Genomic DNA, 25,728 nt, shown 5'->3' with positions numbered 1-25,728 from the left:
GATTAAGGAATAACGAAACTCATGGCACGCGCTAAGTTTGAAAGAAACAAAGACCACGCCAATATTGGTACTGTTGGCCACGTTGACCACGGTAAAACAACGCTAACCGCAGCGATCACTATGGCCTTAGCGGCTCAAGGTGGCGGTAAAGCGAAAAGCTATGAAGATATCGACGCGGCTCCTGAAGAAAAAGCGCGTGGTATCACCATCAACACTGCCCACGTAGAGTACGAGACAGAAAATCGTCACTATGCTCACGTTGACTGCCCTGGTCACGCTGACTATGTGAAAAACATGATCACTGGTGCAGCACAAATGGATGGCGGTATCCTTGTGGTTTCTGCAGCCGATGGCCCGATGCCCCAGACCCGTGAACACATCCTCTTGGCCAAGCAGGTTGGTGTACCTAGCCTTGTTGTTTTCTTGAACAAAGAAGACCAAGTTGATGACGAAGAACTCCTTGAGTTGGTTGAACTTGAAGTTCGTGAATTGCTCAGTGAATATGACTTCCCTGGCGATGATATTCCGATCACCACTGGTTCTGCGCTCAAGGCTGTAGAAGCCCTCGTTGCTAACCCCAATATCAAGCGTGGCGAAGACAAGTGGGTTGACAAAATTTTGACCCTGATGGACAGCGTTGACGAATACATGCCCCTTCCTGAGCGGGATGTTGACAAGCCTTTCTTGATGGCTGTGGAAGACGTCTTCTCCATTACTGGTCGTGGTACCGTTGCCACCGGTCGGATCGAGCGTGGTCGCGTTAAAGTTGGCGAAACCATCGAAATCGTTGGAATCAGAGACACCCGCAGCACCACCGTTACTGGTGTTGAAATGTTCCAGAAGACCCTCGATGAAGGGATGGCTGGGGACAACGTTGGTGTACTCCTCCGTGGTGTACAAAAAGATGATATCGAGCGCGGCATGGTCCTTGCTAAGCCCGGTTCTATCACCCCCCACACCAACTTCGAAGCTGAGGTTTACGTTTTGACTAAAGAAGAAGGTGGTCGTCACACGCCTTTCTTCCCCAACTACCGTCCTCAGTTCTACGTCCGGACAACTGACGTAACTGGTACCATCTCTGCTTTCACCGCCGATGATGGCTCCAGCGCTGAAATGGTTATGCCTGGCGATCGCATCAAGATGACCGTAGAACTCATCAACCCCATTGCCATTGAGCAAGGGATGCGTTTTGCAATCCGTGAAGGTGGCCGCACTATCGGTGCTGGTACCGTTTCTAAGATCCTGAAGTAAGCCTAACGGCTGAATTCACTGGTGGGGAGCGGGTTTAAAGCATACGCCTACTCCCCATTCAGGCTCAAAACCTAGCTTGGTAAAATTACACAGCCGCTTTTTCGACGTGTGATTTGTAATCTATCCTGCACCTTGACAAATAAAAACAATGGCAACTCTGCAACAGCAAAAAATCCGGATTCGTTTGAAAGCATTTGACCGTCGCCTACTCGACACATCTTGCGAAAAAATTGTTGATACCGCTAACCGTACCAACGCAACGGCGATCGGCCCAATTCCTCTTCCCACGAAACGTAAAATTTATTGTGTGCTCCGCTCTCCCCACGTCGATAAAGATTCCCGGGAGCACTTCGAGACCCGGACTCACCGTCGCATTATTGACATTTACCAGCCCTCTTCCAAAACCATCGATGCTTTGATGAAGCTCGACCTACCGGCTGGGGTAGATATCGAAGTGAAACTCTAGGCTAAGGCCAGTATTTTCAACCTTAAAAAAGTCATCTTTGAATGATCTTCAATCTGGGTCTTTTCTGAATTTATTTCGGGGAAGACCCTTTCCGTTTCCCTTAGGTTTTGTATATCCGCTACAGTATAAACAGATCGTATTTGTCACCGCCCATGACCTCTTTTTCCGTTGCTGTCCGAGAACTACCGCTTTTCCCGTTACCGGAATTGGTGCTGTTTCCATCGCGGCCTTTACCGCTCCATGTGTTTGAGTTTCGGTACCGCATTATGATGAACACGATTTTGGAGCATGATCGGCGTTTTGGGGTATTAATGGTCAATCCTGTTGATGGCACGATCGCCAATGTGGGTTGTTGCGCAGAAATTGTCCACTGTGAAAAATTACCCGATGGCCGAATGAAAATGTTGACGATTGGCCAACAGCGATTTCGGGTTTTAGATTATGTCCGTGAAAAGCCCTACCGGGTCGGTTTGGTGGAATGGATCGAAGATGATCCCACGACAGGAAATTTATCTTCTTTGGCGGTGGATGCGAAACAGGTGTTGATGGATGTGGTGGGTTTATCCGCTAAGCTCGCCGGTCAAGATCTAGAACTACCGGAGGAATTGCCGGATCTGCCACGGGAATTGTCTTTTTGGATTGCGGGTAGTTTGTATGGCGTTGCAGAAGAGCAACAGGCCCTGTTGGAATTACAAGACACCCAGGAAAGATTGCGGCGGGAGGTGGAAATTTTGACTTCTACGAGAAATCATTTGGCGGCCAGAACGGCGTTGAAAGATGTGTTTGAATAACTGAGATTGTCCCTAGATAGTCATGGAAAAGTTGTATTAAAGCGATGGTGGACTGGTCACAGACGGATTTGGAAGGGGCGATCGCCAACTTTTCAGAGATTCAAACGGAAATCAATTACCAACACGCCCAGGATGTACTCCGCCAGGCATTGCAACATCTGGATCTCACCCAGACAGAACAACAGGGCCTAGAGGGAGAAATTGCCCAGCTTTCACAGATGCTGGATAAATTAGAACAAACCCGTCTGCAAATCGCGGCCTTTGGTTTGGTGGGACGAGGCAAATCCTCGGTCTTAAATGCACTGTTAGGGAAAGAGGTTTTTCAGACCGGGGCCCTCCATGGTGTCACGACGGATATTCAGCAGGTGCCTTGGACATTGCAGACGGAGGCGATCGCCAATAGCGAAATTCAGCGGGCGACTTTTTTTCGGGAAGGCCAGGGACGTTTAGAGTTGATTGATACCCCAGGTATTGACGAGGTGAACGGCGAAACCCGCGAACAGCTCGCTAAATTGATTGCCAAGCAAATGGATTTATTGCTGTTTGTCATCGCTGGAGATATGTCACGGGTCGAGTTTGAAGCCTTGTCCCAACTCCGGGACGTGGGCAAGCCGATGATCTTGGTTTTTAACAAGGTAGATCAATACCCCAGCACTGACCGAGATTTGATTTACCAAACCATCTGCGATCGCCGGGTGAAAGAATTACTCTCCCCCGCAGAAATTGTCATGGTTTCGGCGGCTCCCCTTGTCACCAAAATCACTACCGATGCCACAGGACAACGCCACATCCTTCGGGAACGGGGCACCGCGAATGTAATTGATCTCAAGTTAAAAATTCTTGAAATCCTCGACCGGGAGGGAAAAGCCCTTTTAGCGCTCAATTCCATGCTCTTTGTGGATCGGCTCCATGGCCAACTGACCCAACGCAAACTTCTATTGCGCGCCCAGGCAGCGGATCGCCTCATTGAACGGGCGATGCTCACCAAAGCGGTTGCTGTGGCTTTAAATCCCGTGACAGTTGTGGATGTATTTAGTGGGGCGGTGGTAGATGTGGCCCTGATTATTCGTTTGGCCCAGTGGTATGGTTTGCCCTTAAACCAACGGGAGGCGATCGCCCTGCTCCAGAAAATTGTCTTGAGTATGGGGGGGATTAGTCTTGGGGAAGTGTTGGCAAATCTTGGCCTCAGCTCCCTAAAAACCGCCCTGGGGGTTAGTGCGCCACTTACGGGAGGATTATCGGTCATGCCTTACCTTTCTGTGGCGGTGACCCAAGGGGCGATCGCCGGACTCACGACCCAAATTATCGGCAAAAGCACCCAAACCTATTTAGCCAATGGTGGTTCCTGGGGGGACGCTGATCCGAAAGTCGTCGTTAAAAACATCATTGAATCTTTGGATCGAGACTCTATTTTGCACCGACTACGCCAGGAACTCACGGCCAAATTACAGCCCCAGTAGAGCATCCCAGAAAATCACCGCTACCATGATTGTATCGATACATAATTTTTTAGTAAAAAATGACGAGCCAACCTCTTCCCCACTATTACGCCGTCCAGGCTAGGGCAAGCAACATTAGCAACGTCACCCTCGAAAGTACTGGCCTGAACGCCATGGAGTCTGCTCCTCCTGTAGAATTTGGCGGGCCAGCAGGATATTGGTCGCCAGAAACTTTATTGGTAGCGGCGATCGCCGATTGTTTTATCCTCAGTTTTCGGGGGACAGCCAGGGCCTCTAATTTTGCTTGGGAATCTTTGCATTGTTCCGTGGCAGGCACCCTAGAAAAAGTGGATCGTTTGACCCAATTTACCCATTACCAAATCACCGCAACCCTCATGATCCCCCCGGAGAGTGACCCCGCCAAGGGCGATCGCCTCCTCCATAAAGCAGAAGCCAATTGTTTGATTACGAATTCCCTTTTGGGCACGGTCTCCCTTGAGACAACCATTCAAGTGCATTAAATATTGGCGATCGCCCCCAGGATTTCCTGGGAAATAAAAGGGAGAATGGCGCGATTTTTCGCATTGGCTTCCCCTTCTGTGAACACAACCAATAAATACGGTTGCTGCCCCGGCACTTCGATGTAGGCCGCATCATGGCGGGCGCGGCTCGTCCAACCCGCCTTCGACCACAGTTGACTACCGTCTGGGAGCACTTCCCCCAAAAAGCCTGTTACTTGATTTTCTTCGTCAAATTCCTGCAGATCCGCCGGATCAAGGGAGCGGTTTAATAACCGAATCATACTTTGGCACCGTTCACGGGAGACAGCAACGCCACCCATAATGCTGTGAAATAACCGGGCGATCGCATTGGTGGTGAGCATATTCCGATTTTCATAGTTTGCCCCCAAAAACTGCCGCTCCCGACCATAGGGGCCATTACTCCAAGGTTTTTGATTGACATTGATCGGCGCGAGTTCCGCCCAACCGAGGGACTGATAATAGCGATTGATAATGTTGCGCTGGTGGCTCCAAGTTTGCAATGGTTCTGGGGGAAGTTCCGGGCCGCTGGTGGTTCCGGTGAGGCTATCGACAATGTAGCTCGTGGCGTCGTTGCTCGACTCAACAATCATGTCCTGGATTGCCCGTTCTAGCTCGGTGCTGTCCTGGAGCATTCGTCCCTCTAGCCATTCGTGGATCGCCACTAAATAAAAAAGTTTCACCACACTCGCCGGATAAAGGCGCACATCACCCCGATATTGAAACCCCCGGACTGGGTGCTCCCAAAAAGCTTCTGGGGAAAGGGCACCATCGGTATTGACCACCACCGGATTGTCATAGACCAACCACGTTAGGGCGATTTGTTCGGGACTCAGGCTGGGAAATTTGCGCCAGGTCGTCTGTAAAATTTGCTGTCCTAGTTCCGTGAGGCGATCGCAACTTTGATAGAACGGCACACCCTCTCTCCTTGCTTACATTAATGGTAAGATTCTGGCATATTTTCAGTGGGAGGCACGGTTATCGATGGCGGAACCCTGGCAAACGGTCTTAAATTTTTGGTTTGGCCGACCTGATGCGCCGGATTATGGTCAACCCCGCAAAGAATGGTTCCGCAAAAGCCAAGCATTTGACAATGCCGTTGCTGAAACCCTCGGGCCTTTATACCGAAAGGCGATCGCCGCAGAATTTAGTACCTGGCGTGATGCCCCCGAATCTTGCTTGGCCTTAATTTTGCTTTTTGATCAAGTGCCCCGCAATCTCTTTCGCGGTGATCCCCAAGCCTTTGCCACAGATCCCCAAGCGTTAACCCTCGCCAAACAGGCGATCGCCCAAAAATTTGATCAAGATCTTTTGCCAATTCAACGGGTATTTCTCTACCTTCCTTTTGAGCATAGCGAAAATTTTGATGATCAATGCCAATCTCTCGCCTTGTTTCGTCAACTGGAAAAAAATACTGAAATGGGCAGCGATTTTTTAGAATATGCCCAGCGCCACTTTGACGTTATTCAGCAATTTGGGCGTTTCCCCCACCGCAATCAAATTTTGGGCCGCACCAGCACCGAAGCCGAATTGGCCTTCCTCGCCCAACCAGGTTCCTCCTTTTAGCGGGCGATCCTAAAACAGCTGCGCCATTTTTTTATTTAAAACTTAGACCGAAACCATGGATCAATTTGCACTTTTTGACCAAGACCTCAGCCCCGAAATTTTAGAACGCTACCTCAAATCTGGGGCGATCGCCGTTGATACCGAAACCATGGGCCTCAATCCCCACCGCGATCGCCTTTGTCTGGTGCAACTTTGTGATGATGCTGGCTATGTCAGTGCGATTCGCATTACCCAGGGTCAGACCGCCGCTCCCAACTTAAAAGCCCTAATGGAAGCCCCTGAAATCACAAAAGTTTTTCACTTTGCACGATTTGATCTTGCCCAACTACGCCATGTCTTTGGCATCGAAACTCGGCCTTTTTTTTGCACTAAGATCGCCAGCAAATTGGGCCGTACCTACACTTCTAGCCACGGTCTCAAAGCATTGGTCAAAGAATTAATGGGCGTCGAACTAGACAAATCAGCCCAAAGCTCTGACTGGGGAAATGTGGTGGCCCTCAGCACGGAACAGCTTAAATACGCCTCAAACGATGTGCGCTATCTCATTCCGATGATGCACAAGTTGACGGCCATGCTCCAGCGCGAAAACCGTTGGCCCCTGATGGAAGAATGTCTCCGTTGTCTCCCCACCTTTATTAGTTTAGATCTTGCTTTTTATGACAATGTTTTCGAGCACTAAAAGCGTTCGTTAATTACTGGCTTCAGCGGTGACTTCTGCACTTTTTTCGGGTTCAATGATCCGACGAATTTCTGAATAAAAAGCAGTCTGTAAAACGCCTGTTTTATTCGTGACGATGTTGGTTCTGAGGCGGAGATTTTCATTGCCAAACCATTGCCGTTCGATAATTTTCACTTCTCCCGCTTCCAGGGTAACGATCAAAATTTGATCTTCCCCAAGGCGATACCGACCCTGGGCAAGGGTACGCTCATCCAGGCTGAAGGCTTGCCCTTGGGTCGGCTGGTCGGGATTAATCACAAAGGCAAATAAAGAACTGCCAATCGCTTTCGGTTTGCCCCAATCTACGGAGGTGTCCCAACTGCTCTGGAAGACACGCCAATGTTCATTGGGAGCCTGGGCGATCGCCGCCGCAAAACGGCTAACCTCTGGGTGATCGAGGGGCAGTAGCTCAAAGGCTAAGTTGGCTTTGCCATTATCAGGCTCTGGGTGGTGGGCTTGATAAAATGTGCGCTGGGCGAACCAATTGCCCGCACTCTGATGGATAAAGGCGTTGATATCCATAAAAACAGTTACAACAGGATAAAAGTCAGAATTCGATCCATCATACCGGACTGCCCCAGGGCTGACAAAAGTCAGTTATTCCCAGTCAGTTACTCCCAGTAAAAATCGTCATTGCGCACGGTTTGGGGGGTGCGATAGTTGTAAGGCTCGATGCTCAGGGCACTGCTGAGGATTAAATCTAGGTCACGGTCAGCATCAAAGGCGATTACTTCACCGCTGCTATTACCGCCGAGTAACCAACCCCCCAGGGCACCGAGGCCGCCACCCAGGAGAATTTCCCCAAAATCAATGCTGCGATCGCCTGTGAGTAAAGCAATAATCGCTGCCGCCCCAGCCCCGATCGCTGCCCCTTCTAGGAGATCACCGCCATCGGCACCTTGGTTAATATTTTCAACTCGATCATTGACCCGGGATTCAGCATAGATACGCTGGGTGTCGTTGTTATCAAAAATTAAGCGTTCAGCAATGAATTGGGAACCGCCCCGCACGGGTCGAATTTGTCCCTCAATTTCTGTGCCATAGGGAATTAAAATCTGGCCATTGCGATCCCGCAGGTTGGCGGCTACTTCCACGGTCAAATCAAGGGTTTCTTCAGAAGACACGAGAATGCGCTCGGCGTCAGGGTACATCACCGGAATACTCGTCCCCCGCGCAATGGTGATCGTTTGGCCGTAATATTGACCCTGGCGTTGAATGGTCGTGTTGCGGTTCGACTGGCGTGGGAAAAGTTGGGCCTGGGCTGGATTTAGTGCAGCAAAGGGGGCGATCGCCGTACTCAAGAGCAAGGCACTCAAACAAGTAATGGTGCCGGTTTTCCCAGGAGAGATTGAAGTAGTAGACATGGCAAATATCCCTTTACTGAATAATTAAACTGAAAAACTGATTCACATAGGTCAGTCTTTAAAGACGTGCGCTTGGGGTCGTTTGTTTCCAATGACCAGAGCATCCCTCGTTATAATCATAGGCATTCCCTTGAGAAGGCCCAGAATTTTTGCATGTTTGGACAGTTTCAGCAGAGTAACATTCGCCTCGAAATCAACGCTTCTAGCCAGACCATCCGTGAGAGCCTAACCCAGCCCCAGCAACTCAAACAATGGCTCTGGTTGCAGCGCTGGCCGGAGCTGCCCGCCCAATTGACGACGGGGACGACCTTTACGACCCAGATTGGGGTTGTGCCGATTCACCACACCGTTGAGACGCTCCATGACCACGGCATTCGCTTTCTATTGCGCCAGGGGATTGACGGTTTCCATGGGTGGTCTTGGGATGATGGCTGGCTCCAGTCCCATTTAGAAGGCGTTTCTCTGTTACCGTTAAATTTGGGTCAGACAGTAACGCTGCTCAGTTTACGTCGTTTCATCGAAACCAAAGCAGCAAAATCGTAAACAAAATTTCTGTGTGAATCATTTATGGAAAGGGGATTATTGTGGCTGCCGCTATTGGCGCTATTTATCGGGCTAGCCTGGGCCGGTTGGGCCGAATACCAAAAAATTGAGGCCTATCAACGGTGGGCCGAAGGTTTTGATCAAGCGAAATATGATCTGTATTCGATTCTAGGTTACCGCAATGGTCAGATTACCTACGGTAAAGCGACCCGGCGAGGCATGGTGGATCTGCAAACGGTGGTGATCGCCTCGATCCAAAAAATTGCCCTACGCGTTGATCAACAAGTGATTGATCGCTTAGACGAACCAGAAAAATTACCCCGCCAGGGAAAAGCCTTTTTATTACTCGAAACCCAGGATCAAGAAACGATCGAAATTCCCTTTACCCAAATTGAATTAGCCGCCCAATGGGGCCTGTATCTCCGCAAATTTCTGAGGTTAGGGATCTAGAGATTGACCTTTCTGGGTCCGTAACCGCACGGAATCCCCATGGGAGGGTAGACCTTCGGCTTCGGCCAGGGTTTGTACGGCACTGGCAACGTTTTGGAGTGCCTTGGCAGAATATTGAATAATGCTGGAGTGCTTCATAAAAGTTTCTACCCCCAGGGCCGATGCATAACGGGCTGCCCCAGCCGTCGGCAGAGTGTGGTTTGGCCCGGCGAGATAATCTCCCACCGCTTCCGGGGTTGAGTGGCCCAGGAAAATCGCGCCAGCATGGCGAATTAAGGGTAATAGTTCCCAGGGTTCTGCCACTTCCAGTTCGAGGTGTTCTGGGGCAAAAAGGTTAGAGAGTTCCGCTGCTTTCTCCAGGGAATCCACCACCACCACGAGGCCATAGTGGGCGATCGCCTTTTCGGTTAACTCTTGACGGGGGTGATTTTCTAACTGTTGGGCTACCGCTGCTTGTACCTGTTCGGCGAATTCTTGGTTGGGGGTAAGGAGGATCGCCGCCGCGAGGGGATCATGTTCTGCCTGGGCGAGCAAATCTGCTGCTACATGGGTCGGATTTGCACTATTGTCCGCAATCACCAGCACTTCCGAAGGCCCTGCCAAGGAATCGATCCCCACGCGACCGTAGACCATTTTTTTGGCAAGGGTGACGAAAATATTCCCCGGCCCAGTAATCACATCCACTGCCGGAATTGTTTCGGTACCGTAGGCGAGGGCGGCGATCGCCTGGGCTCCCCCAACGCGATAAATTTCCTCAATGCCTGCTTCCTGGGCCGCCACCAAAACCGCCGGATTGATTTTGAGATCTGGCCCTGGGGGCGTCACCATCACAATTTTTGGCACACCAGCCACCTTTGCTGGAATCGCATTCATCAGCACTGTACTCGGATAGGCCGCGCGGCCCCCTGGCACATATAGGCCAGCTCGATCCACAGCCGTGTAACGTTTCCCTAAAACCACATCATTTTGGCCAAATTGCACCCAGGATTTGGGTACCCGTTGGCGGTGAAAGGCTTCGATCTGCCGACTGGCCAGCTGGATCGCCTCTAGCAGAGGACGGTCAATTTGTTGGTAGGCCGCATCTAGCTCGGCGGCAGAAACCCTTAATTTTTCGGGGGTGAGGGTTTGGCGATCAAATTTTGCTGTGAAATCAACCAACGCGCGATCGCCACTATTTTTTACCGCTGTGACAATCTCTTTCACCGCCGCCTCTTGGGTTAGAGCTACATCATGGGAGGTGCGGTTCGCAATACGTTGTAACTCAGAAGGGGCATCAGTCTGCTGATAGAGAATGCGCAGCATAGAAAATATCAATCACTCATTGCTTAAAATCTTGTCTCATTCTACTGAATTTTCCTAACCAATGGCAGCCATTCCGCGCTTATCCTCGGTTTTCGTGGTAGAATTTCACCTCTGAAATTAGAGACTTCCAACTCCTAACCTAAATTCTGCGGTGATTGATCTCAGTGGGGCAACTTTTGCTACAATGAGATTTTTGATCATCTATATTTATCTGTCCACCTAAATTAACCTAGACCACTGTGGCTAATATTAAATCTGCGATTAAGCGTATCCAAACTGCTGAACGTAATCGTCTCCGCAACAAATCCTATAAGTCTGCGGTCAAGACCCTCACCAAAAAGTGCCTCCAAGCGATTGAACAATATGCAGCGGCTCCCTCTGCAGATGCCCAGGCAGAAGCACAAAAATATCTCTCTGCAACCTACAGCAAAATTGATAAGGCTGTAAAACGGGGAGTTTACCATCACAATACGGCTGCCCGGAAAAAGGCACGGCTCGCAAAGGAATTTAAACAAGCAACTGGACAAGTGGCCGCCTAGGACGAGAGAGCGGTCGCGTTCTCTGGGGTTTTCCCTATTTGCTAATCATTTGAAGGAGCCGCTGTCACTTTTACCATGCAACTTGTTGACACCCATGTGCACATCAACTTCGATGTTTTCCAAGAAGATATCGAGGCGATCGCCAGTCGTTGGCGTGCCGCTGGTGTTGCCCACTTGGTCCATTCCTGCGTCGAACCCCAAGAGTTCACTGAAATTCAAGCCCTGGTTGATCGGTTTCCGGAGCTAAAATTTTCTGTCGGCCTGCATCCCCTCGATGCAGATAAGTGGACAGAGACCATGGCTGCAGAAATCAAGGCCTTGGCCCAGAGTGATTCGCGGATCGTTGCCCTTGGGGAAATGGGCCTAGACTTTTTTAAGGCGGAAAATCACCGTCACCAGGAAAAAGTACTCAGGGCGCAACTTGAGCTGGCGGCGGAACTCGATTTGCCGGTGATCATTCACTGTCGTGATGCAGCGGCAGAATTGTTAGCAATCCTCAAAGAGTTTCAGGCGAATGATCAACCCGTGCGCGGTGTAATGCATTGTTGGAGTGGCACCCCCGAAGAAACTCAATGGTTTCTTGACCTTGGTTTTTTCGTTAGCTTTAGTGGTGTGGTGACTTTTAAAAATGCTGAACAGGTCAGGGATTCCGCTCGTCTAGTGCCCGATGATCGCCTTTTGATCGAAACAGATTGTCCTTTTCTTGCCCCTGTACCCAAACGGGGAAAGCGAAATGAACCAGCCTTTGTCCGCCATGTGGCAGAATACCTTGCTCAATTACGGGAAACTTCTTTGGAAACCCTTGCCCAACAAACGACAGCTAATGCCCGCCAGCTGTTTCGGCTGCATTTCTAAATATCTTTTTTATTTTGTCGGCATTCTCGTCACCTTAGGATTCAACCTAGGGGTCAGAGAAGGTCGCATTCTGCTGTAGGAGCTTTTGTCCCGGACTATCATTGAAGGGCCTTATTGTTTCTACACAAACTCTCTACCTAACCCAAGGCGATCGCCTGCCATCTGCTGCACCATTGCCTCCCAGTTATCCCGACCCAAGATAATACCTATGACTCATATCACCCAAAGCCTGCTTCCTGATCTAATTGATATTCAACGGTCAAGCTTTCGTTGGTTCCTTGAAAAAGGGTTAATTGAGGAGCTCAACAGTTTCTCGCCCATCACCGACTACACCGGCAAATTAGAGCTGCACTTCATTGGGGAAAAATACCGTCTCAAAGAACCCAAGTACAGCATGAGTGAGGCCAAGAGTCGGGATAGCACCTATGGCGTCCAGATGTATGTGCCCACCCGGCTCATCAACAAAGAAACTGGCGAAATCAAAGAACAGGAAGTCTTCATTGGGGATCTACCTCTGATGACAGACCGTGGTACCTTCATCATCAACGGTGCAGAGCGGGTAATCGTTAACCAAATTGTGCGATCGCCTGGGGTTTATTACAAATCCGAAGTTGATAAACATGGTCGTCGCACCTACTCCGCATCCCTCATTCCTAACCGTGGGGCATGGTTGAAATTTGAGACAGACAAAAACAACATTGTCTGGGTGCGGATTGATAAAACCCGTAAGCTTTCAGCCCAGGTACTCCTCAAGGCTATGGGTCTATCCGACAGCGAAATCCTTGACGCCTTGCGCCATGCTGACTTCTACCAAAAAACCCTCGAAAAAGAAGGCAATCCCAGCGAAGAAGAAGCACTCCTCGAACTCTATCGCAAGCTCCGCCCCGGTGAACCTCCCACGGTCAGCGGTGGTCAGCAGCTATTAGAATCCCGTTTCTTCGACAACAAGCGTTACGACTTGGGTAAAGTCGGTCGTTACAAGATCAATAAAAAGTTACGGCTCAACATCCCCGATACCGTACGGGTACTCACCCCCACCGATATCCTCTCGGCGATTGATTATCTCATTAACCTAGAGTTCGATACTGGAAATATCGACGATATCGATCACCTGGGCAACCGTCGTGTTCGGTCTGTGGGTGAACTCCTACAAAACCAAGTACGTGTTGGTCTAAACCGTCTTGAACGCATCATTCGTGAACGCATGACTGTCAGTGAAGCCGACACCCTAACACCAGCCTCCTTGGTTAACCCAAAACCCCTTGTTGCGGCGATTAAGGAATTTTTCGGCTCCTCCCAGCTTTCTCAGTTTATGGATCAAACCAATCCACTCGCTGAGTTGACCCACAAACGGCGCCTATCCGCCCTCGGCCCTGGTGGTTTGACCCGTGAACGGGCCGGCTTTGCTGTGCGAGACATTCACCCCACCCAGTATGGTCGGATTTGCCCTGTAGAAACCCCAGAAGGTCCCAACGCTGGTCTCATCGGTTCCCTAGCAACCTATGCCCGCGTTAATGAATATGGCTTTATCGAAACGCCCTATTACAAAGTCGAAAACGGCAAAATCCTCTTTGACCAAGGCTCTGTTTACCTCACGGCAGGCGAAGAAGACGATCTGCGGGTTGCCCCCGGCGATGTACCACGGGATGAAGACGGTAACATTCTCGGTGAAACAGTTCCCGTGCGTTATCGTCGGGAATTCTCGACTACCACTCCCGAACAAGTAGACTATGTGGCAGTTTCGCCCCTACAAATCGTCTCCGTTGCAACCTCACTGATTCCCTTCCTAGAGCACGATGACGCAAACCGTGCCCTGATGGGTTCTAACATGCAACGGCAGGCTGTTCCCCTCCTCAGACCAGAACGTCCCCTTGTTGGCACCGGTCTGGAGGCACAAGCAGCCCGTGACTCTGGGATGGTTATTGTGTCCCGGTGTGATGGTGTTGTTACCTTCGTTGACGCTACCGTAATCCGCGTGCAACCAACCGGTGAAGGCACCGAGGACGCCGCTGAAATTGTTTATCCTCTGCAAAAATATCAGCGTTCTAACCAAGATACTTGTCTTAATCAGCGTCCCCTTGTAGACATTGGTGAAGATGTTGTCGCTGGTCAGGTTCTCGCGGATGGCTCCGCAACTGAAGGTGGTGAAATTGCCCTCGGTCAAAATGTGACCATCGCCTATATGCCCTGGGAAGGCTACAACTACGAAGACGCAATCCTCATCAGTGAGCGCCTTGTCTATGACGATGTGTATACCAGTATCCACATTGAAAAATTCGAAATTGAAGCCCGTCAAACAAAGTTGGGGCCTGAAGAGATTACCCGTGAAATTCCCAACGTTGGGGAAGATGCCCTGCGTCACCTCGATGAACAAGGGATTATTCGCATTGGTGCTTGGGTAGAATCTGGTGACATTTTGGTGGGTAAAGTGACTCCGAAAGGTGAGTCCGATCAGCCACCGGAAGAGAAACTCCTACGGGCAATTTTCGGGGAGAAGGCACGGGATGTACGGGATAACTCCCTCCGGGTTCCCAACGGTGAAAAGGGACGTGTGGTTGATGTCCGCGTCTTTACCCGTGAGCAGGGCGATGAATTACCCCCGGGTGCCAATATGGTGGTTCGGGTCTACGTGGCTCAAAAACGAAAAATCCAAGTTGGGGATAAAATGGCAGGCCGCCACGGGAATAAGGGGATTATTTCCCGGATTCTCCCGATTGAGGATATGCCTTACTTACCCGATGGTTCCCCTGTCGACATTGTGCTCAATCCCCTAGGGGTTCCCTCCCGGATGAACGTAGGCCAAGTTTTTGAGTGTCTCCTAGGCTGGGCCGGCGAACATCTCAATGCTCGCTTTAAGATGATGCCTTTCGACGAAATGCACGGAGCTGAAGCATCACGGGAAACCGTACATGGCAAAATTCGCGAAGCAGCGAAAAAGCCAAACAAAGACTGGGTCTTTAATGAAGATGAACCTGGCAAAATCCAAGTCTACGATGGTCGGACTGGGGAATCCTTTGATCGAGCCGTGACTGTCGGTAAAGCGTACATGCTTAAGCTTGTTCACTTGGTTGACGATAAGATCCACGCGCGTTCTACGGGGCCGTACTCTCTGGTGACGCAGCAGCCCCTTGGTGGTAAAGCCCAGCAGGGTGGTCAGCGCTTCGGGGAAATGGAGGTTTGGGCTCTCGAAGCTTATGGAGCCGCCTATACTCTCCAAGAGTTACTCACGGTGAAATCCGATGATATGCAAGGACGTAACGAAGCCTTAAATGCGATCGTCAAAGGGAAACCGATTCCTCGCCCAGGTACTCCCGAATCTTTCAAAGTTCTGATGCGAGAATTGCAATCCCTGGGTCTCGACATTGCTGTTCATAAAGTGGAAGCAGCCGATGATGGTACCAGTCGTGATGTGGAAGTAGATTTGATGATGGACAATCAACGTCGCGCCCCTAATCGGCCTACCTATGAGTCAGTCACCAATGAAGATCAAGAGGATTTAGTAGAAGAGGCAGCAGAGTAAGCATCCTTAAAAGTAGTGGGGCCAGCATTTTGCCAAATGTGCCCCATGCTTTTTTAAGCTTGCATAGGCCAAATTTTATTCGTCGAGTCGTTTTTAAAGAGCAGTTACGGGCATGAAAAGTCAACAAGAGCAACATTTCGATTACGTCAAAATTGGTATTGCTTCTCCTGAACGGGTACGCCAGTGGGGAGAGCGGACTTTACCAAATGGTCAAACCGTCGGCGAGGTCACAAAACCAGAAACCATTAACTACCGGACGTTAAAACCGGAAATGGATGGTTTATTTTGTGAGCGGATTTTTGGCCCGGCCAAGGACTGGGAATGCCACTGTGGTAAATACAAGCGGGTTAGACACCGGGGAATTGTCTGTGAGCGTTGTGGCGTAGAGGTCACTGAATCCCGGGTGCGTCGTCATCGCATGGGGTACATCAAGCTCGCTGCGGCAGTTACCCACGTTTGGTATCTCAAGGGGATCCCCAGCTACCTCAGCATTTTGCTGGATATGGCACTGCGGGATGTGGAGCAGATTGTTTATTTCAATGCCTATGTCGTCCTCGATCCGGGTAATGCGACTAACCTCAGCTATAAGCAACTATTGACGGAAGATCAGTGGTTAGAAATTGAAGAGCAACTCTACAGCGAAGATTCTCAGTTAGAGGATGTGGAAGTTGGCATTGGGGCTGAAGCTATCGAACGTTTGTTGCAAGAGCTTGAGTTAGAGGCGGTTGCTGAGGAACTACGGGAAGGCATTGCTAATTCTAAGGGGCAAAAACGGGCGAAGTTAATTAAACGTTTGCGCGTTATTGATAACTTTATTGCGACCGGGGCACGCCCTGAATGGATGGTTCTGAACAGTATCCCTGTCATTCCACCGGATCTGCGCCCGATGGTACAGCTCGATGGGGGCCGCTTTGCCACCTCCGATTTGAATGATCTTTATCGTCGCGTTATCAATCGAAACAACCGTCTCGCTCGATTACAGGAAATTCTGGCGCCGGAAATTATCGTCCGTAACGAAAAACGGATGCTACAAGAGGCGGTGGATGCGTTAATTGATAATGGCCGTCGTGGTCGGACAGTTGTCGGTGCAAATAACCGCCCCCTCAAGTCTTTATCGGACATTATTGAAGGGAAGCAAGGTCGTTTCCGGCAAAACCTCCTTGGGAAACGGGTTGACTATTCTGGTCGTTCTGTCATCGTGGTTGGGCCAAAGCTAAAAATTTATCAGTGTGGTCTGCCCCGTGAGATGGCCATTGAACTGTTCCAGCCTTTTGTGATTCAGCGACTGATTAAGAGCACTATTGTCAGCAATATTAAGGCGGCGAAGAAGCTGATTCAACGGGGGGATGAAAGTGTTTGGGATGTGCTCGCTGAAGTAATTACGGGTCACCCTGTGCTACTCAACCGGGCACCAACGCTACACCGACTAGGGATTCAGGCTTTTGAACCGATTCTCGTGGAGGGTCGCGCGATTCAGTTGCACCCGTTGGTTTGTCCTGCGTTTAACGCTGACTTTGATGGCGACCAAATGGCGGTGCACGTGCCTTTGTCTTTGGAGGCCCAAGCTGAGGCTCGTCTGTTGATGCTGGCTTGCCATAATATTCTTTCGCCCGCTACGGGTAAACCCATTGTGGCTCCTTCCCAGGATATGGTTTTAGGTTGTTATTATTTGACGGCGGAAAATCCAGGGGCACAGCGGGGTGCAGGACGCTACTTTAGCAGTATGGATGATGCGTTGCGGGCCTATGAGCAAGGGGATGTGGATTTGCATGCCTATGTATGGTTGCGCTACCTCGGCGATGTTGAGACCAATGAGGCGGATGATCGGGTGTTGGAATCTGAAACGTTAGAGGATGGTTCTATTTTGAAAATTTACCGTGAACGGAAGGTTCGGGAAACGGCAGAGGGTGAAATGATTAGTCAGTTTATCCGCACAACGCCGGGACGAATCATCTACAACAAGACGATCCAAGATGCCCTTGATTTAACCGAGCGGACGCTCCCAGAAGGACTACCTGTATAAGGTGACTGTAAGCGGAAAGAAAAGGGCGATCGCCTTTTGCTTTCTTTAAGTTTTTCTTCTTAAGTTATTAACACCAGAGATCACAAAAAACCATGACCAAGGAAAAACCCGCCGTTTTTTACAACCGCATCATCGATAAAGGACGTCTGAAGAAGCTGATGTCCTGGGCCTACACGAGTTTTGGTTCTGCCCACTGTGCCACCATGGCCGACGAACTGAAGACCCTTGGTTTTCGTTACGCAACCCAGGCTGGTGTCTCGATTAGTGTCGATGACCTCCAGGTACCGCCCATCAAGCGGCAGATGTTAGACAGTGCCGAACAGGAGATTAAGACCACAGAAGCGCGCTATTCCCGTGGTGAAATCACTGAGGTTGAGCGTTTCCAAAAGGTTATTGACACCTGGAACAGCACCTCTGAATCCCTTAAAGATGAAGTGGTCAAAAACTTCCGGGAAACCAACCCCCTCAACTCCGTTTACATGATGGCCTTTAGTGGTGCCCGGGGTAATCTCTCCCAGGTGCGTCAGTTGGTCGGGATGCGCGGCTTGATGGCAGATCCCCAAGGGGAAATTATTGACTTGCCGATTAAAACCAACTTCCGGGAAGGTCTCACAGTCACGGAATACATTATTTCTTCCTATGGTGCCCGTAAAGGTCTGGTAGATACTGCCCTCCGCACGGCAGATTCTGGTTATTTGACCCGACGTTTGGTGGATGTTTCCCAGGATGTGATCGTTCGAGAAGAAGACTGCGGTACCGCCCGGGGTCTCAAGCTCCGCGCCATGACCGATGGTGAGCGCGAACAGATTTCCCTCGAAGATCGTCTCTTTGGTCGGGTGCTCAATGCTGATGTGGTTGACCCCAAAACCGGCGAAGTCATTGCCCAACGAAATCAAGATATTGATGCTGATCTGGCGAAGAAAATTGCGACTACGGTAGCTGAAGTGGAAGTGCGATCGCCGCTGACCTGTGAAGCGGCCCGTTCCGTCTGTCGCAAGTGCTATGGTTGGAGCCTTGCCCACGGTCACATGGTCGATATGGGAGAGGCCGTCGGGATTATCGCGGCCCAATCCATTGGGGAGCCTGGCACCCAGTTAACCATGCGGACTTTCCACACCGGGGGGGTATTTACCAAGGAAGCCGCCCGGACAATCAAAGCCTCCAAAGCTGGCACGATTCAATTTAAAGATGGCCTCAGCACGCGGCGGATGCGGACGCCCCACGGGGATGAAGTAGAGCAGGTAGAAGTAGCCGGTACTCTGGTGTTGAAGCCCAGCGACAATGGCAAAATGGTCAGCCATGCTCTCTCACCGGGTTCCTTTGTCTTGGTGGCAGAAGGAGCTTCCGTCAAGAAAGGTGATCTGCTCGTTGAAGTTGGTGCGGGTCAGAAAACCCAAAAATCCACCGAGAGAGCGACCAAAGACGTTTCCTCCGATCTGGCTGGGGAAGTTCTCTTTGATAACCTCATTGCCGAAGAAAAAACGGATCGTCAAGGCAACACAACCCGCTCCGCCCAAAGAAGCGGTTTGATGTGGGTTTTAGCTGGGGATGTTTATAATCTGCCGGCTGGGGCTGAACCCGTCGTTGAAAACGGCACCCATGTCAATGTGGGTGATATCCTCGCTGAAACAAAATTAGTTTCCCTCTCCGGTGGTGTTGTACGACTCATTCCCAATAGTCGAGAGATTGAAATTGTCACCGCTTCGGTACTTCTAGATGAGGCGAAGGTACTCCACGAAACTGGGGGCGGCTCAGAACAATACATCATTGAAACCTCTAAAGGGGACCAGTTCCTTCTGAAAACAGCCCCCGGCACGAAGGTACAAAACAACGCCAACATCGCCGAACTCATCGATGACCGCTACCGGACGACCACCGGAGGCATCATCAAATACTCTGGCGTAGAAGTGGCCAAGGGCACGAAAAAACAGGGCTACGAAGTGCTGAAAGGAGGCACACTCCTTTGGATCCCAGAGGAAACCCACGAGGTAAACAAGGATAGCTCCCTGCGTATCGTCGAAGATGGCCAGTACGTCGAAGCGGGCACAGAAGTCGTTAAGGATATTTTCTCTCAGTCGGCTGGGGTCGCAGAGGTCATTGAAAAGAATGACATTCTCCGGGAAGTGATTATTAAGCCGGGTGAATTGCACCTGACTGAAGAGGCGATCGCCGATAAATATCACGAACAACTGATCCAGCCCGGTGAAGAGGTGATCCCTGGGGTGACCATCGACAAACTGAGCTACGGCGAAAAAGTGATCAGCACCGAAGGGGTCGCGCTCCTTGTCCGTCCCGTCGAGGAATTCCAAGTCGAGGATACCCCCGTTGAACCGTCCCAGGGTTCCATTAACGAACAGGGCGCAGGCCGGAATATCGAACTCCATGCTGTCCAGCGCTTATTCTTTAAAGATGGCGAACGGGTGAAATCCGTTGATGGTGTTTCTCTCCTGAGCACCCAATTGATTATCGAAATTGGTGCCATTGAAGGGGAAGATGAAGATGTCCTCGCGAACCTCTATGCGGACATTGAACTTCAAGATGATCCCACCGATGACGAAGTAAAACGTCTCCAGTTAGTGATTCTTGAGTCCTTGATTCTCCGCCGTGATTCCGATAGTGATCCCTTTGGCGGCCAAGTTCAAACTCGACTCATGGTCGAAGATGGTCAGGAAATTGCCCCTAGCGCAGTGGTGGCCCGCACGGAAATCCAATGTAAAGAACCCGGTGAGGTTCGAGGGATCCGTTCTGGCCAAGAAGCGATCCGCCGTTTGTTGATTGTGCGTGATAGCGATCGCCAAACCCTCGCCATTAACGGCAACGCCAAGGTGAAAGAAAATACCCTGATAGTTGCTGGCACCGAAATTGCCGAAGGCGTTGTGATCGAAGATTCTGCCCAAGTCCTTAAGGTCAGCGACAAAGAAATTGTCCTCCGTCATGCCCGGCCCTACCGTGTGTCTGGTGGTGCAGTCCTGCACATCGACGAAGGTGATCTTGTCCAACGGGGTGATAATCTCGTGCTGCTCGTCTTTGAGCGGGCAAAAACTGGGGACATCATCCAGGGTCTCCCCCGGATCGAAGAACTCCTCGAAGCCCGGAAACCCAAGGAAGCAGCAGTGCTCGCCCGTCGCCCTGGCACCTGCCAAGTCGAATACCTCGACGACGAAACCGTGGATGTCAAAGTCATCGAAGATGATGGTGTCATTAGCGAGTATCCGGTTAGCCTCAACCAAAGTGTGATGGTAGTTGATGGTCAACGGGTTGGCCCAGCAGAACCCCTCACTGACGGCTTGAATAATCCCCACGAAATCCTAGAAATTTTCTTTGATTACTACGCTGAGAGTAAGGGGATATACGAAGCAGCTTTGATTGGTCTCCGGGAATCTCAACGGTTCTTGGTAGAAGAAGTGCAGCGGGTTTACCAGTCCCAGGGCATTGACATTTCTGACAAACACATCGAGGTGATCGTGCGTCAGATGACGGCAAAAGTCCGCATCGATGACGGTGGCGATACCACAATGTTGCCAGGGGAGTTAATTGAGCTACGTCAAGTAGAACAAGTTAACGAAGCCATGTCCATTACTGGTGGTGCACCGGCCCGTTACACTCCAGTGCTCCTAGGGATTACCAAAGCGTCCTTGAACACCGATAGCTTTATTTCTGCGGCTTCCTTCCAAGAGACCACACGGGTACTCACCGAAGCGGCCATTGAAGGGAAATCCGATTGGTTACGGGGTCTTAAGGAAAACGTGATTATCGGTCGCTTGATTCCGGCCGGAACGGGGTTTGCGAGTCAAAATGATTTCGTGGACGAAGGCACTTTACGGTCTCCCAATGGCTACAGCAATGTTGTGACCAATGACAATGGTGCTGGGTTATCGAGTCGTACCTATGATGACCTCGATGGCAGCGAAATTCTCGATGATCAAACAGCGCGGGCCTTTACAGAAGGAAAATCAAACCGTAAGGATATTATCTCTGGCGATGAATTGATTTCTGATGATACGCCGATCCCGTCGGATGTCCAGGGAAAAGCACCTGTGATTGATGATGATGCGATGATTGATGATAATTGGATGAAGGATCAATAATGGCAATCTGATCGCCAAAAATCATCAAACAATGTGGGTTAGTCTTCGGGCTAGCCCATTTTTTTATGTGGCTAAAAATTCATTTTTAAATCGCCTTTTTAATTGTCTTCATCTGTTATTTTCTGTTTTAAGAAAGCTTGAAAATTACGCATTGCCTCCATCTCATCCTCTACTGCCTCAGCGAGAAAACGATATAAATCTTCTTTCTGCACAATCGAGAATAATGGACTGGTTTCACATTCTTCATATTCGCCATTGTTTAGCGTGAATATGCGTAGAATTTCGCCATTATATCGCCAAAATTCAGGGACTCCCATGGCTGCATAAAGTTGATTTTTATTAATATCTGTGTTGGTGATATCCACTTCTACGATGAGATCGGGCGGCGGATCTTTGTCAAAATCAACATTACGTCCTGCAACCTGGGGCTGATTTTGAATGTAGTAGGCACAGTCGGGCTCTGCTCCTTTCTTTACATCCTTACGATTTATGGTTGTTGAACCCATTGTCTTCATTTTTAATCCTATTTCAAGGACAAGGAGTCGAATAAAGAGTTCAATGAGTCGTAGGGCAAATTCGTGATCTTCTAAAGACACGGTGATTTCTAACGTTCCATTACAAAAGGAGAGGCGGGAATGACGGTCTTGGGGTAATGCTTGAAAAATCTTGAGATAGTCATCCCAACTGAGGTTATGAAATGCGACCCGCTGTTCTCCCACTGGTTTAGGAATATTTGTTCTAATTGGTGTTGCGACCATGGTATTTCCTCTTCACAACAAAACCTAAATCTATCTTACTGAGGTGCATTGGTTTAGAGTGGCGATCGCCTCAGGCAAAAGGGAAGGCGATCGCCTTTTTTATTCCCGATTAATTGCTGGGTAATTGACTCATTTTTTCGAGGTCGAGAACTTGGGCCAGGGTCGCTTCATCCATTAAGCCCCGTTCGAGGACAATTTGCCGGAGGGTTTTGCCCGTTTGCAAGGATTCCTTGGCGACATCAGCGGCGTTGAGATAACCGATATGGGTATTGAGAGCCGTGACAAGGGAAAGACTACTTTCGGCGTAATTATAACAGCGTTGTTCGTTGGCGGTGATGCCTGCAATACATTTGTCACTGAGGGCTTTGATGGTGTTGCCGAGAATTTCGATGCTGTGGATTAAATCATAGGCAATCAGGGGCATCATCACGTTAAGTTCTAATTGACCTGCTTGGGCGGCAAAGGCGATCGCCGTATCGTAGCCCATCACCTGAAAGCACACCATAGAAGTCATTTCCGCCATGACGGGATTGTACTTACCGGGCATAATCGAGGAACCGGGTTGCACAGGGGGCAGTTGAATTTCCTTAAAGCCAGTGTTGGGGCCAGAATCCATCAGGCGCAAATCATGGGAAATTTTCACAAGATCCTGAGCAAGGTTACGCAACGCACCGGACACATTCACAAAGGGCGACATACTTTGCATCGCTGCCATTAGGTGGGGGGCAGAGGTCACAGGTTGCCCGATCAGTTCACTTAAAATTTCTGCCACCCGAAAACGATATTGGGGATGGGTGTTTAAACCTGTGCCAGAAGCACTACCGCCTAAACCTAAAACCGTTAAATCTTTGGCGGCGGTTTCGATGCGCCCCATGTGGGCGGTTAAAATTTCTGCCCAAGCGCGGAATCCTTCCCCAAGCCGGACGGGAACGGCATCCTGCATGTGGGTGCGGCCAGATTTGACGATGTGGGCAAATTCTTCTGCTTTATTATCCAAAGTGGCGATCGCCCCAGAGAGAGCTGGATATAAACAATGTTCGAGGGCTAATAACCCACCGATACGAATCGCCGTGGGAATCACATCATTGGTGGATTGCCCGTAGTTCACATGATCGTTGGGGCTAACGGTTTGGTAATCGCCCTTTTCGCCACCGAGAAGTTCGAGGGCACGGTTCGCCAAGACTTCGTTGACATTCATGTGGTGGGAGGTGCCAGCCCCCGCTTGGTACACATCGACGACGAATTGCTCTCGTAATGCCCCCTGCAACACTTCATCACAGGCTTTTACAATTGCCTCGGACATCTGGGCTTCAATACAACCGAGTTCCGCATTGGCGATCGCCGTCGCTTTTTTAATCAGAACGCAAGCATCGATATAGGTAGGGAGGGGTTTAATGCCGCTGATCGGAAAATTTTCCGTCGCCCTCAGGGTTTGGATGCCATAGTAGGCGTCGTGGGCGATTTGGCGATCGCCCATAGAATCTTTTTCAATGCGAAAATCTGCGCTCATATATTTTGACTGAATCGAGTTTGTATCCCCCTAGTTTAAAAGGATGGCACGAAATTCAGATCTTACAATGGAGCTAATCAATGCTCTGGAGGATAACCGATGGTTGCTTCGATGAAGAATGCCCGCCAGAAAGAGGCGATCGCCCCTTGGGTTCCGTCCCAGTGGGAAGCGTACCAACAACAGCGGGATTTACCCACCGATGATCTTAATAAACAAAAGTTGTATTTTTATCAAAATTCATTATTAGTTGAAATGGGCGCAGAAGGAATTAATCACGCTTCAGTAAATAATCTATTTACTTTACTCATTGGTTTTTGGTTTGCGTTCAATTCAGACAATACAGGACATTTAATGGGCGGCTGTCAACTAGAAAAAAGCTCAAAAAAAATTGCCGCTGCGCCTGACTTGGTTTTGTATCTTGGGAAAAATCATCCTGTGTGGAAACAAGGCGATCGCCGTTATTTAAACTTAGATGAATGGCGCGTGCCAGATTTAGTGGGTGAAATTTCTGACACGACAATTTTCCATGATTTAGACCGTAAAAAAGAAATTTACGCTGCCTTAGGTATCCCTGAATATTGGGTGATTGATATCCAAGCCCAACGTTTTTTTCTCTTAGTTTTAAATGGAGCTGGACGCTATGAATCCGTTGAAACATCTCAGGTTTTAAAGGACTTACCGAAAGCGTTATTGGAAGAAGCCCTAGAACGTGTTGCCTCAGACGGCAATGCCCAGGTGGCCCAGTGGTTTATGGGACAATTGCAAGCCGAACAGCCCCAATGATGTGGTTTTAGTTTTGGGAAATTTAAGGATTATTCGCTTTAATGGGGAATAATTGTTGTCAATCCAAAACTTTCTATGGCTAGCGTAACGTTCGAGCAAGTGACGAAGCGATTTGATGATTTTGTCGCCGTCAACAACCTCAACCTTGCCATCGAAGATGGTGAATTCTTAGTATTTGTGGGACCGTCCGGCTGTGGGAAAACAACTTCTCTCCGGTTGCTGGCGGGTCTGGAATCGATTACCGATGGGCAAATTTGCATTGGCGATCGCCGGGTCAATCACCTCTCCCCTAAAGATCGCGACATTGCGATGGTGTTCCAATCCTACGCCCTCTATCCCCACATGAGCGTCTATGAAAATATGGCGTTCAGTTTGCAATTGCAGGGAGTTAATCAAACCGAAATTAACAAGCGTGTCCAGAGTGCCGCCGCCCAGTTAGGCATCGAAAGACTATTACAACGCAAACCCAAAGAACTTTCTGGGGGACAGCGGCAACGGGTCGCCGTGGGGCGGGCGATCGTCCGTAAACCCGCCGTCTTTCTGATGGATGAACCCCTTTCTAACCTTGATGCAAAATTGCGTGTCCAGGCCCGTAAAGAGATTAGTAAACTCCACCAAGACCTCAACACCACCTTTATCTACGTCACCCACGACCAAGTGGAAGCGATGACCATGGGCGATCGCATTGCCGTGATGAAGGATGGGATTTTGCAGCAGGTCGATAGTCCCGGCAATCTCTATAACAATCCCAATAATTTGTTTGTCGCTGGATTTATTGGCAGTCCTGCGATGAACTTTTTTGACGTCGAACAAACCACCAATGAAGGGGAACCCTGTCTCAAACTGGGGGAAAACTTAATTTCAATTCAAAAGTATTTACCGCAACTTATAGTCGATGGTGGCGTGACGTTCAAGGATCGGCCCCTTACCCTAGGGATTCGTCCTGAAGATATTTATCATCCCCAATATTTACCCCCTGATATTCCCACTGTCGCTGTGCAAGCGACGATCAATATGATTGAAATGATGGGCAATGAACTCATTGTTTATCTCACAACGGCTGAACAAGGGGAATTCGTCGCGCGCTTCGACCCCCGTGCTACGGTTAAACAGGGAGAAACCCTTGATGTGTTATGGAATGTCCAACGCTTGTATCTTTTTGATCGCGAAATGGAAACCGTTATTGCATAAAATCATCTGCTATTTTTGGGGCACTTAAACCC

22 protein-coding genes are annotated in these 25,728 nt (G+C 49.8%); 16 read left to right on the top strand and 6 right to left on the bottom strand.

Translation table 11 applies throughout. The features are described from left to right. The first annotated feature begins 21 nt into the window (after nt 1-21). From tuf to AWQ23_RS10300, 5 genes are all read left to right on the top strand, one after another. Nucleotides 22-1,251 carry an elongation factor Tu gene (gene tuf / locus AWQ23_RS10320; protein ID WP_030006678.1) on the top strand — a complete coding sequence of 410 codons (1,230 nt, stop codon included), beginning with the start codon at nt 22-24 and terminating at the stop codon, nt 1,249-1,251. Nucleotides 1,252-1,408: 157 nt separating this feature from the next. Continuing rightward, nucleotides 1,409-1,717 (top strand): 30S ribosomal protein S10, encoded by a 309-nt coding sequence (gene rpsJ / locus AWQ23_RS10315; protein ID WP_198016669.1) that lies wholly within the window; start codon nt 1,409-1,411, stop codon nt 1,715-1,717. 152 nt (nt 1,718-1,869) lie between these two features. Continuing rightward, nucleotides 1,870-2,508, top strand: coding sequence for an LON peptidase substrate-binding domain-containing protein (locus AWQ23_RS10310; protein ID WP_012307668.1), 639 nt, complete (start codon nt 1,870-1,872; stop codon nt 2,506-2,508). Between the two features lie 44 nt (nt 2,509-2,552). Then, entirely contained in the window at nt 2,553-3,968 is a 1,416-nt protein-coding gene (locus tag AWQ23_RS10305) for a GTP-binding protein (protein ID WP_030006679.1), read from the top strand. A gap of 59 nt (nt 3,969-4,027) precedes the next feature. Further along, entirely contained in the window at nt 4,028-4,468 is a 441-nt protein-coding gene (locus AWQ23_RS10300; protein ID WP_062435128.1) for an OsmC family protein, read from the top strand. Here AWQ23_RS10300 and AWQ23_RS10295 read toward each other — a convergent pair. Then, complete coding sequence (locus AWQ23_RS10295; RefSeq protein WP_062435126.1) at nt 4,465-5,403, bottom strand: serine hydrolase; 939 nt, start codon at nt 5,401-5,403, stop codon at nt 4,465-4,467. The two genes, AWQ23_RS10300 and AWQ23_RS10295, sit on opposite strands and share 4 nt — an antisense overlap. Nucleotides 5,404-5,470: 67 nt before the next feature. Here AWQ23_RS10295 and AWQ23_RS10290 point away from each other — a divergent pair, with 67 nt between their 5' ends. After that, on the top strand, nt 5,471-6,052 hold the full coding sequence (locus AWQ23_RS10290) for a DUF924 family protein (protein WP_062435122.1): 582 nt from the start codon (nt 5,471-5,473) through the stop codon (nt 6,050-6,052). Between the two features lie 55 nt (nt 6,053-6,107). After that, a complete protein-coding gene (locus tag AWQ23_RS10285; RefSeq protein WP_062435119.1) occupies nt 6,108-6,731 on the top strand; it encodes a ribonuclease H-like domain-containing protein in 624 nt (207 codons plus the stop codon). Between the two features lie 9 nt (nt 6,732-6,740). Here the strand turns inward: AWQ23_RS10285 and AWQ23_RS10280 are convergent, their stop codons facing one another. After that, nucleotides 6,741-7,292 (bottom strand): phycobiliprotein lyase, encoded by a 552-nt coding sequence (locus AWQ23_RS10280; protein WP_062435115.1) that lies wholly within the window; start codon nt 7,290-7,292, stop codon nt 6,741-6,743. Between the two features lie 89 nt (nt 7,293-7,381). After that, nucleotides 7,382-8,134: a hypothetical protein gene (locus AWQ23_RS10275; protein ID WP_030006684.1), complete on the bottom strand. Its 753-nt coding sequence runs from the start codon at nt 8,132-8,134 to the stop codon at nt 7,382-7,384. Nucleotides 8,135-8,287: 153 nt separating this feature from the next. Between AWQ23_RS10275 and AWQ23_RS10270 the strand changes: the two genes are divergently transcribed. Both AWQ23_RS10270 and AWQ23_RS10265 read left to right on the top strand, forming a co-directional pair. Then, the gene (locus AWQ23_RS10270) at nt 8,288-8,677 is read left to right on the top strand and encodes a hypothetical protein (protein ID WP_012307660.1); all 390 of its coding nucleotides are present in this window, start codon (nt 8,288-8,290) and stop codon (nt 8,675-8,677) included. 24 nt (nt 8,678-8,701) lie between these two features. Continuing rightward, the gene (locus tag AWQ23_RS10265; protein ID WP_062435113.1) at nt 8,702-9,127 is read left to right on the top strand and encodes a hypothetical protein; all 426 of its coding nucleotides are present in this window, start codon (nt 8,702-8,704) and stop codon (nt 9,125-9,127) included. On the opposite strand, the gene hisD is transcribed toward AWQ23_RS10265, so the two are convergent. Then, nucleotides 9,116-10,429: a histidinol dehydrogenase gene (gene hisD / locus AWQ23_RS10260; protein WP_062435109.1), complete on the bottom strand. Its 1,314-nt coding sequence runs from the start codon at nt 10,427-10,429 to the stop codon at nt 9,116-9,118. The genes AWQ23_RS10265 and hisD overlap by 12 nt on opposite strands. 239 nt (nt 10,430-10,668) lie before the next feature. Between hisD and rpsT the strand changes: the two genes are divergently transcribed. From rpsT to AWQ23_RS10235, 5 genes are all read left to right on the top strand, one after another. Further along, the gene (rpsT, locus tag AWQ23_RS10255; protein ID WP_012307657.1) at nt 10,669-10,968 is read left to right on the top strand and encodes a 30S ribosomal protein S20; all 300 of its coding nucleotides are present in this window, start codon (nt 10,669-10,671) and stop codon (nt 10,966-10,968) included. A gap of 75 nt (nt 10,969-11,043) precedes the next feature. Next, the gene (locus AWQ23_RS10250) at nt 11,044-11,823 is read left to right on the top strand and encodes a TatD family hydrolase (protein WP_012307656.1); all 780 of its coding nucleotides are present in this window, start codon (nt 11,044-11,046) and stop codon (nt 11,821-11,823) included. Nucleotides 11,824-12,031: 208 nt separating this feature from the next. Then, on the top strand, nt 12,032-15,343 hold the full coding sequence (rpoB, locus tag AWQ23_RS10245) for a DNA-directed RNA polymerase subunit beta (RefSeq protein ID WP_012307654.1): 3,312 nt from the start codon (nt 12,032-12,034) through the stop codon (nt 15,341-15,343). Nucleotides 15,344-15,455: 112 nt separating this feature from the next. After that, a complete protein-coding gene (locus tag AWQ23_RS10240; RefSeq protein ID WP_012307653.1) occupies nt 15,456-17,366 on the top strand; it encodes a DNA-directed RNA polymerase subunit gamma in 1,911 nt (636 codons plus the stop codon). A 92-nt stretch (nt 17,367-17,458) separates the two neighbouring features. After that, a complete protein-coding gene (locus AWQ23_RS10235) occupies nt 17,459-21,454 on the top strand; it encodes a DNA-directed RNA polymerase subunit beta' (protein WP_062435106.1) in 3,996 nt (1,331 codons plus the stop codon). 98 nt (nt 21,455-21,552) lie between these two features. On the opposite strand, the gene AWQ23_RS10230 is transcribed toward AWQ23_RS10235, so the two are convergent. Both AWQ23_RS10230 and AWQ23_RS10225 read right to left on the bottom strand, forming a co-directional pair. Next, nucleotides 21,553-22,212 carry a Uma2 family endonuclease gene (locus AWQ23_RS10230; protein WP_062435104.1) on the bottom strand — a complete coding sequence of 220 codons (660 nt, stop codon included), beginning with the start codon at nt 22,210-22,212 and terminating at the stop codon, nt 21,553-21,555. A gap of 109 nt (nt 22,213-22,321) precedes the next feature. Beyond that, the gene (locus AWQ23_RS10225; protein ID WP_062435100.1) at nt 22,322-23,722 is read right to left on the bottom strand and encodes an aspartate ammonia-lyase; all 1,401 of its coding nucleotides are present in this window, start codon (nt 23,720-23,722) and stop codon (nt 22,322-22,324) included. Nucleotides 23,723-23,821: 99 nt separating this feature from the next. On the opposite strand from AWQ23_RS10225, the gene AWQ23_RS10220 reads away from it, so the two are divergent. After that, nucleotides 23,822-24,505 (top strand): Uma2 family endonuclease, encoded by a 684-nt coding sequence (locus AWQ23_RS10220; RefSeq protein ID WP_062435097.1) that lies wholly within the window; start codon nt 23,822-23,824, stop codon nt 24,503-24,505. A 75-nt stretch (nt 24,506-24,580) separates the two neighbouring features. Further along, entirely contained in the window at nt 24,581-25,696 is a 1,116-nt protein-coding gene (locus tag AWQ23_RS10215) for an ABC transporter ATP-binding protein (protein ID WP_062435095.1), read from the top strand. The last annotated feature ends 32 nt before the right edge of the window (nt 25,697-25,728 follow it).

This window comes from Picosynechococcus sp. PCC 73109, assembly GCF_001521855.1.
Taxonomy (GTDB): Bacteria; Cyanobacteriota; Cyanobacteriia; order Cyanobacteriales; family MRBY01; genus MRBY01.
This window is presented reverse-complemented; position numbering and strand designations above follow the sequence as displayed.

What these genes read in the sequence shown, in the direction of transcription:
- tuf (WP_030006678.1), top strand. Translation starts at nt 22, where the DNA reads ATGGCACGCGCTAAGTTTGAAAGAAACAAAGACCACGCCAATATTGGT.
- AWQ23_RS10310 (WP_012307668.1), top strand. Translation starts at nt 1,870, where the DNA reads ATGACCTCTTTTTCCGTTGCTGTCCGAGAACTACCGCTTTTCCCGTTA.
- AWQ23_RS10305 (WP_030006679.1), top strand. Translation starts at nt 2,553, where the DNA reads ATGGTGGACTGGTCACAGACGGATTTGGAAGGGGCGATCGCCAACTTT.
- AWQ23_RS10300 (WP_062435128.1), top strand. Translation starts at nt 4,028, where the DNA reads ATGACGAGCCAACCTCTTCCCCACTATTACGCCGTCCAGGCTAGGGCA.
- AWQ23_RS10290 (WP_062435122.1), top strand. Translation starts at nt 5,471, where the DNA reads ATGGCGGAACCCTGGCAAACGGTCTTAAATTTTTGGTTTGGCCGACCT.
- AWQ23_RS10285 (WP_062435119.1), top strand. Translation starts at nt 6,108, where the DNA reads ATGGATCAATTTGCACTTTTTGACCAAGACCTCAGCCCCGAAATTTTA.
- AWQ23_RS10280 (WP_062435115.1), bottom strand. Translation starts at nt 7,292, where the DNA reads ATGGATATCAACGCCTTTATCCATCAGAGTGCGGGCAATTGGTTCGCC.
- AWQ23_RS10275 (WP_030006684.1), bottom strand. Translation starts at nt 8,134, where the DNA reads ATGTCTACTACTTCAATCTCTCCTGGGAAAACCGGCACCATTACTTGT.
- AWQ23_RS10270 (WP_012307660.1), top strand. Translation starts at nt 8,288, where the DNA reads ATGTTTGGACAGTTTCAGCAGAGTAACATTCGCCTCGAAATCAACGCT.
- AWQ23_RS10265 (WP_062435113.1), top strand. Translation starts at nt 8,702, where the DNA reads ATGGAAAGGGGATTATTGTGGCTGCCGCTATTGGCGCTATTTATCGGG.
- hisD (WP_062435109.1), bottom strand. Translation starts at nt 10,429, where the DNA reads ATGCTGCGCATTCTCTATCAGCAGACTGATGCCCCTTCTGAGTTACAA.
- AWQ23_RS10250 (WP_012307656.1), top strand. Translation starts at nt 11,044, where the DNA reads ATGCAACTTGTTGACACCCATGTGCACATCAACTTCGATGTTTTCCAA.
- rpoB (WP_012307654.1), top strand. Translation starts at nt 12,032, where the DNA reads ATGACTCATATCACCCAAAGCCTGCTTCCTGATCTAATTGATATTCAA.
- AWQ23_RS10240 (WP_012307653.1), top strand. Translation starts at nt 15,456, where the DNA reads ATGAAAAGTCAACAAGAGCAACATTTCGATTACGTCAAAATTGGTATT.
- AWQ23_RS10235 (WP_062435106.1), top strand. Translation starts at nt 17,459, where the DNA reads ATGACCAAGGAAAAACCCGCCGTTTTTTACAACCGCATCATCGATAAA.
- AWQ23_RS10230 (WP_062435104.1), bottom strand. Translation starts at nt 22,212, where the DNA reads ATGGTCGCAACACCAATTAGAACAAATATTCCTAAACCAGTGGGAGAA.
- AWQ23_RS10225 (WP_062435100.1), bottom strand. Translation starts at nt 23,722, where the DNA reads ATGAGCGCAGATTTTCGCATTGAAAAAGATTCTATGGGCGATCGCCAA.
- AWQ23_RS10220 (WP_062435097.1), top strand. Translation starts at nt 23,822, where the DNA reads ATGGTTGCTTCGATGAAGAATGCCCGCCAGAAAGAGGCGATCGCCCCT.
- AWQ23_RS10215 (WP_062435095.1), top strand. Translation starts at nt 24,581, where the DNA reads ATGGCTAGCGTAACGTTCGAGCAAGTGACGAAGCGATTTGATGATTTT.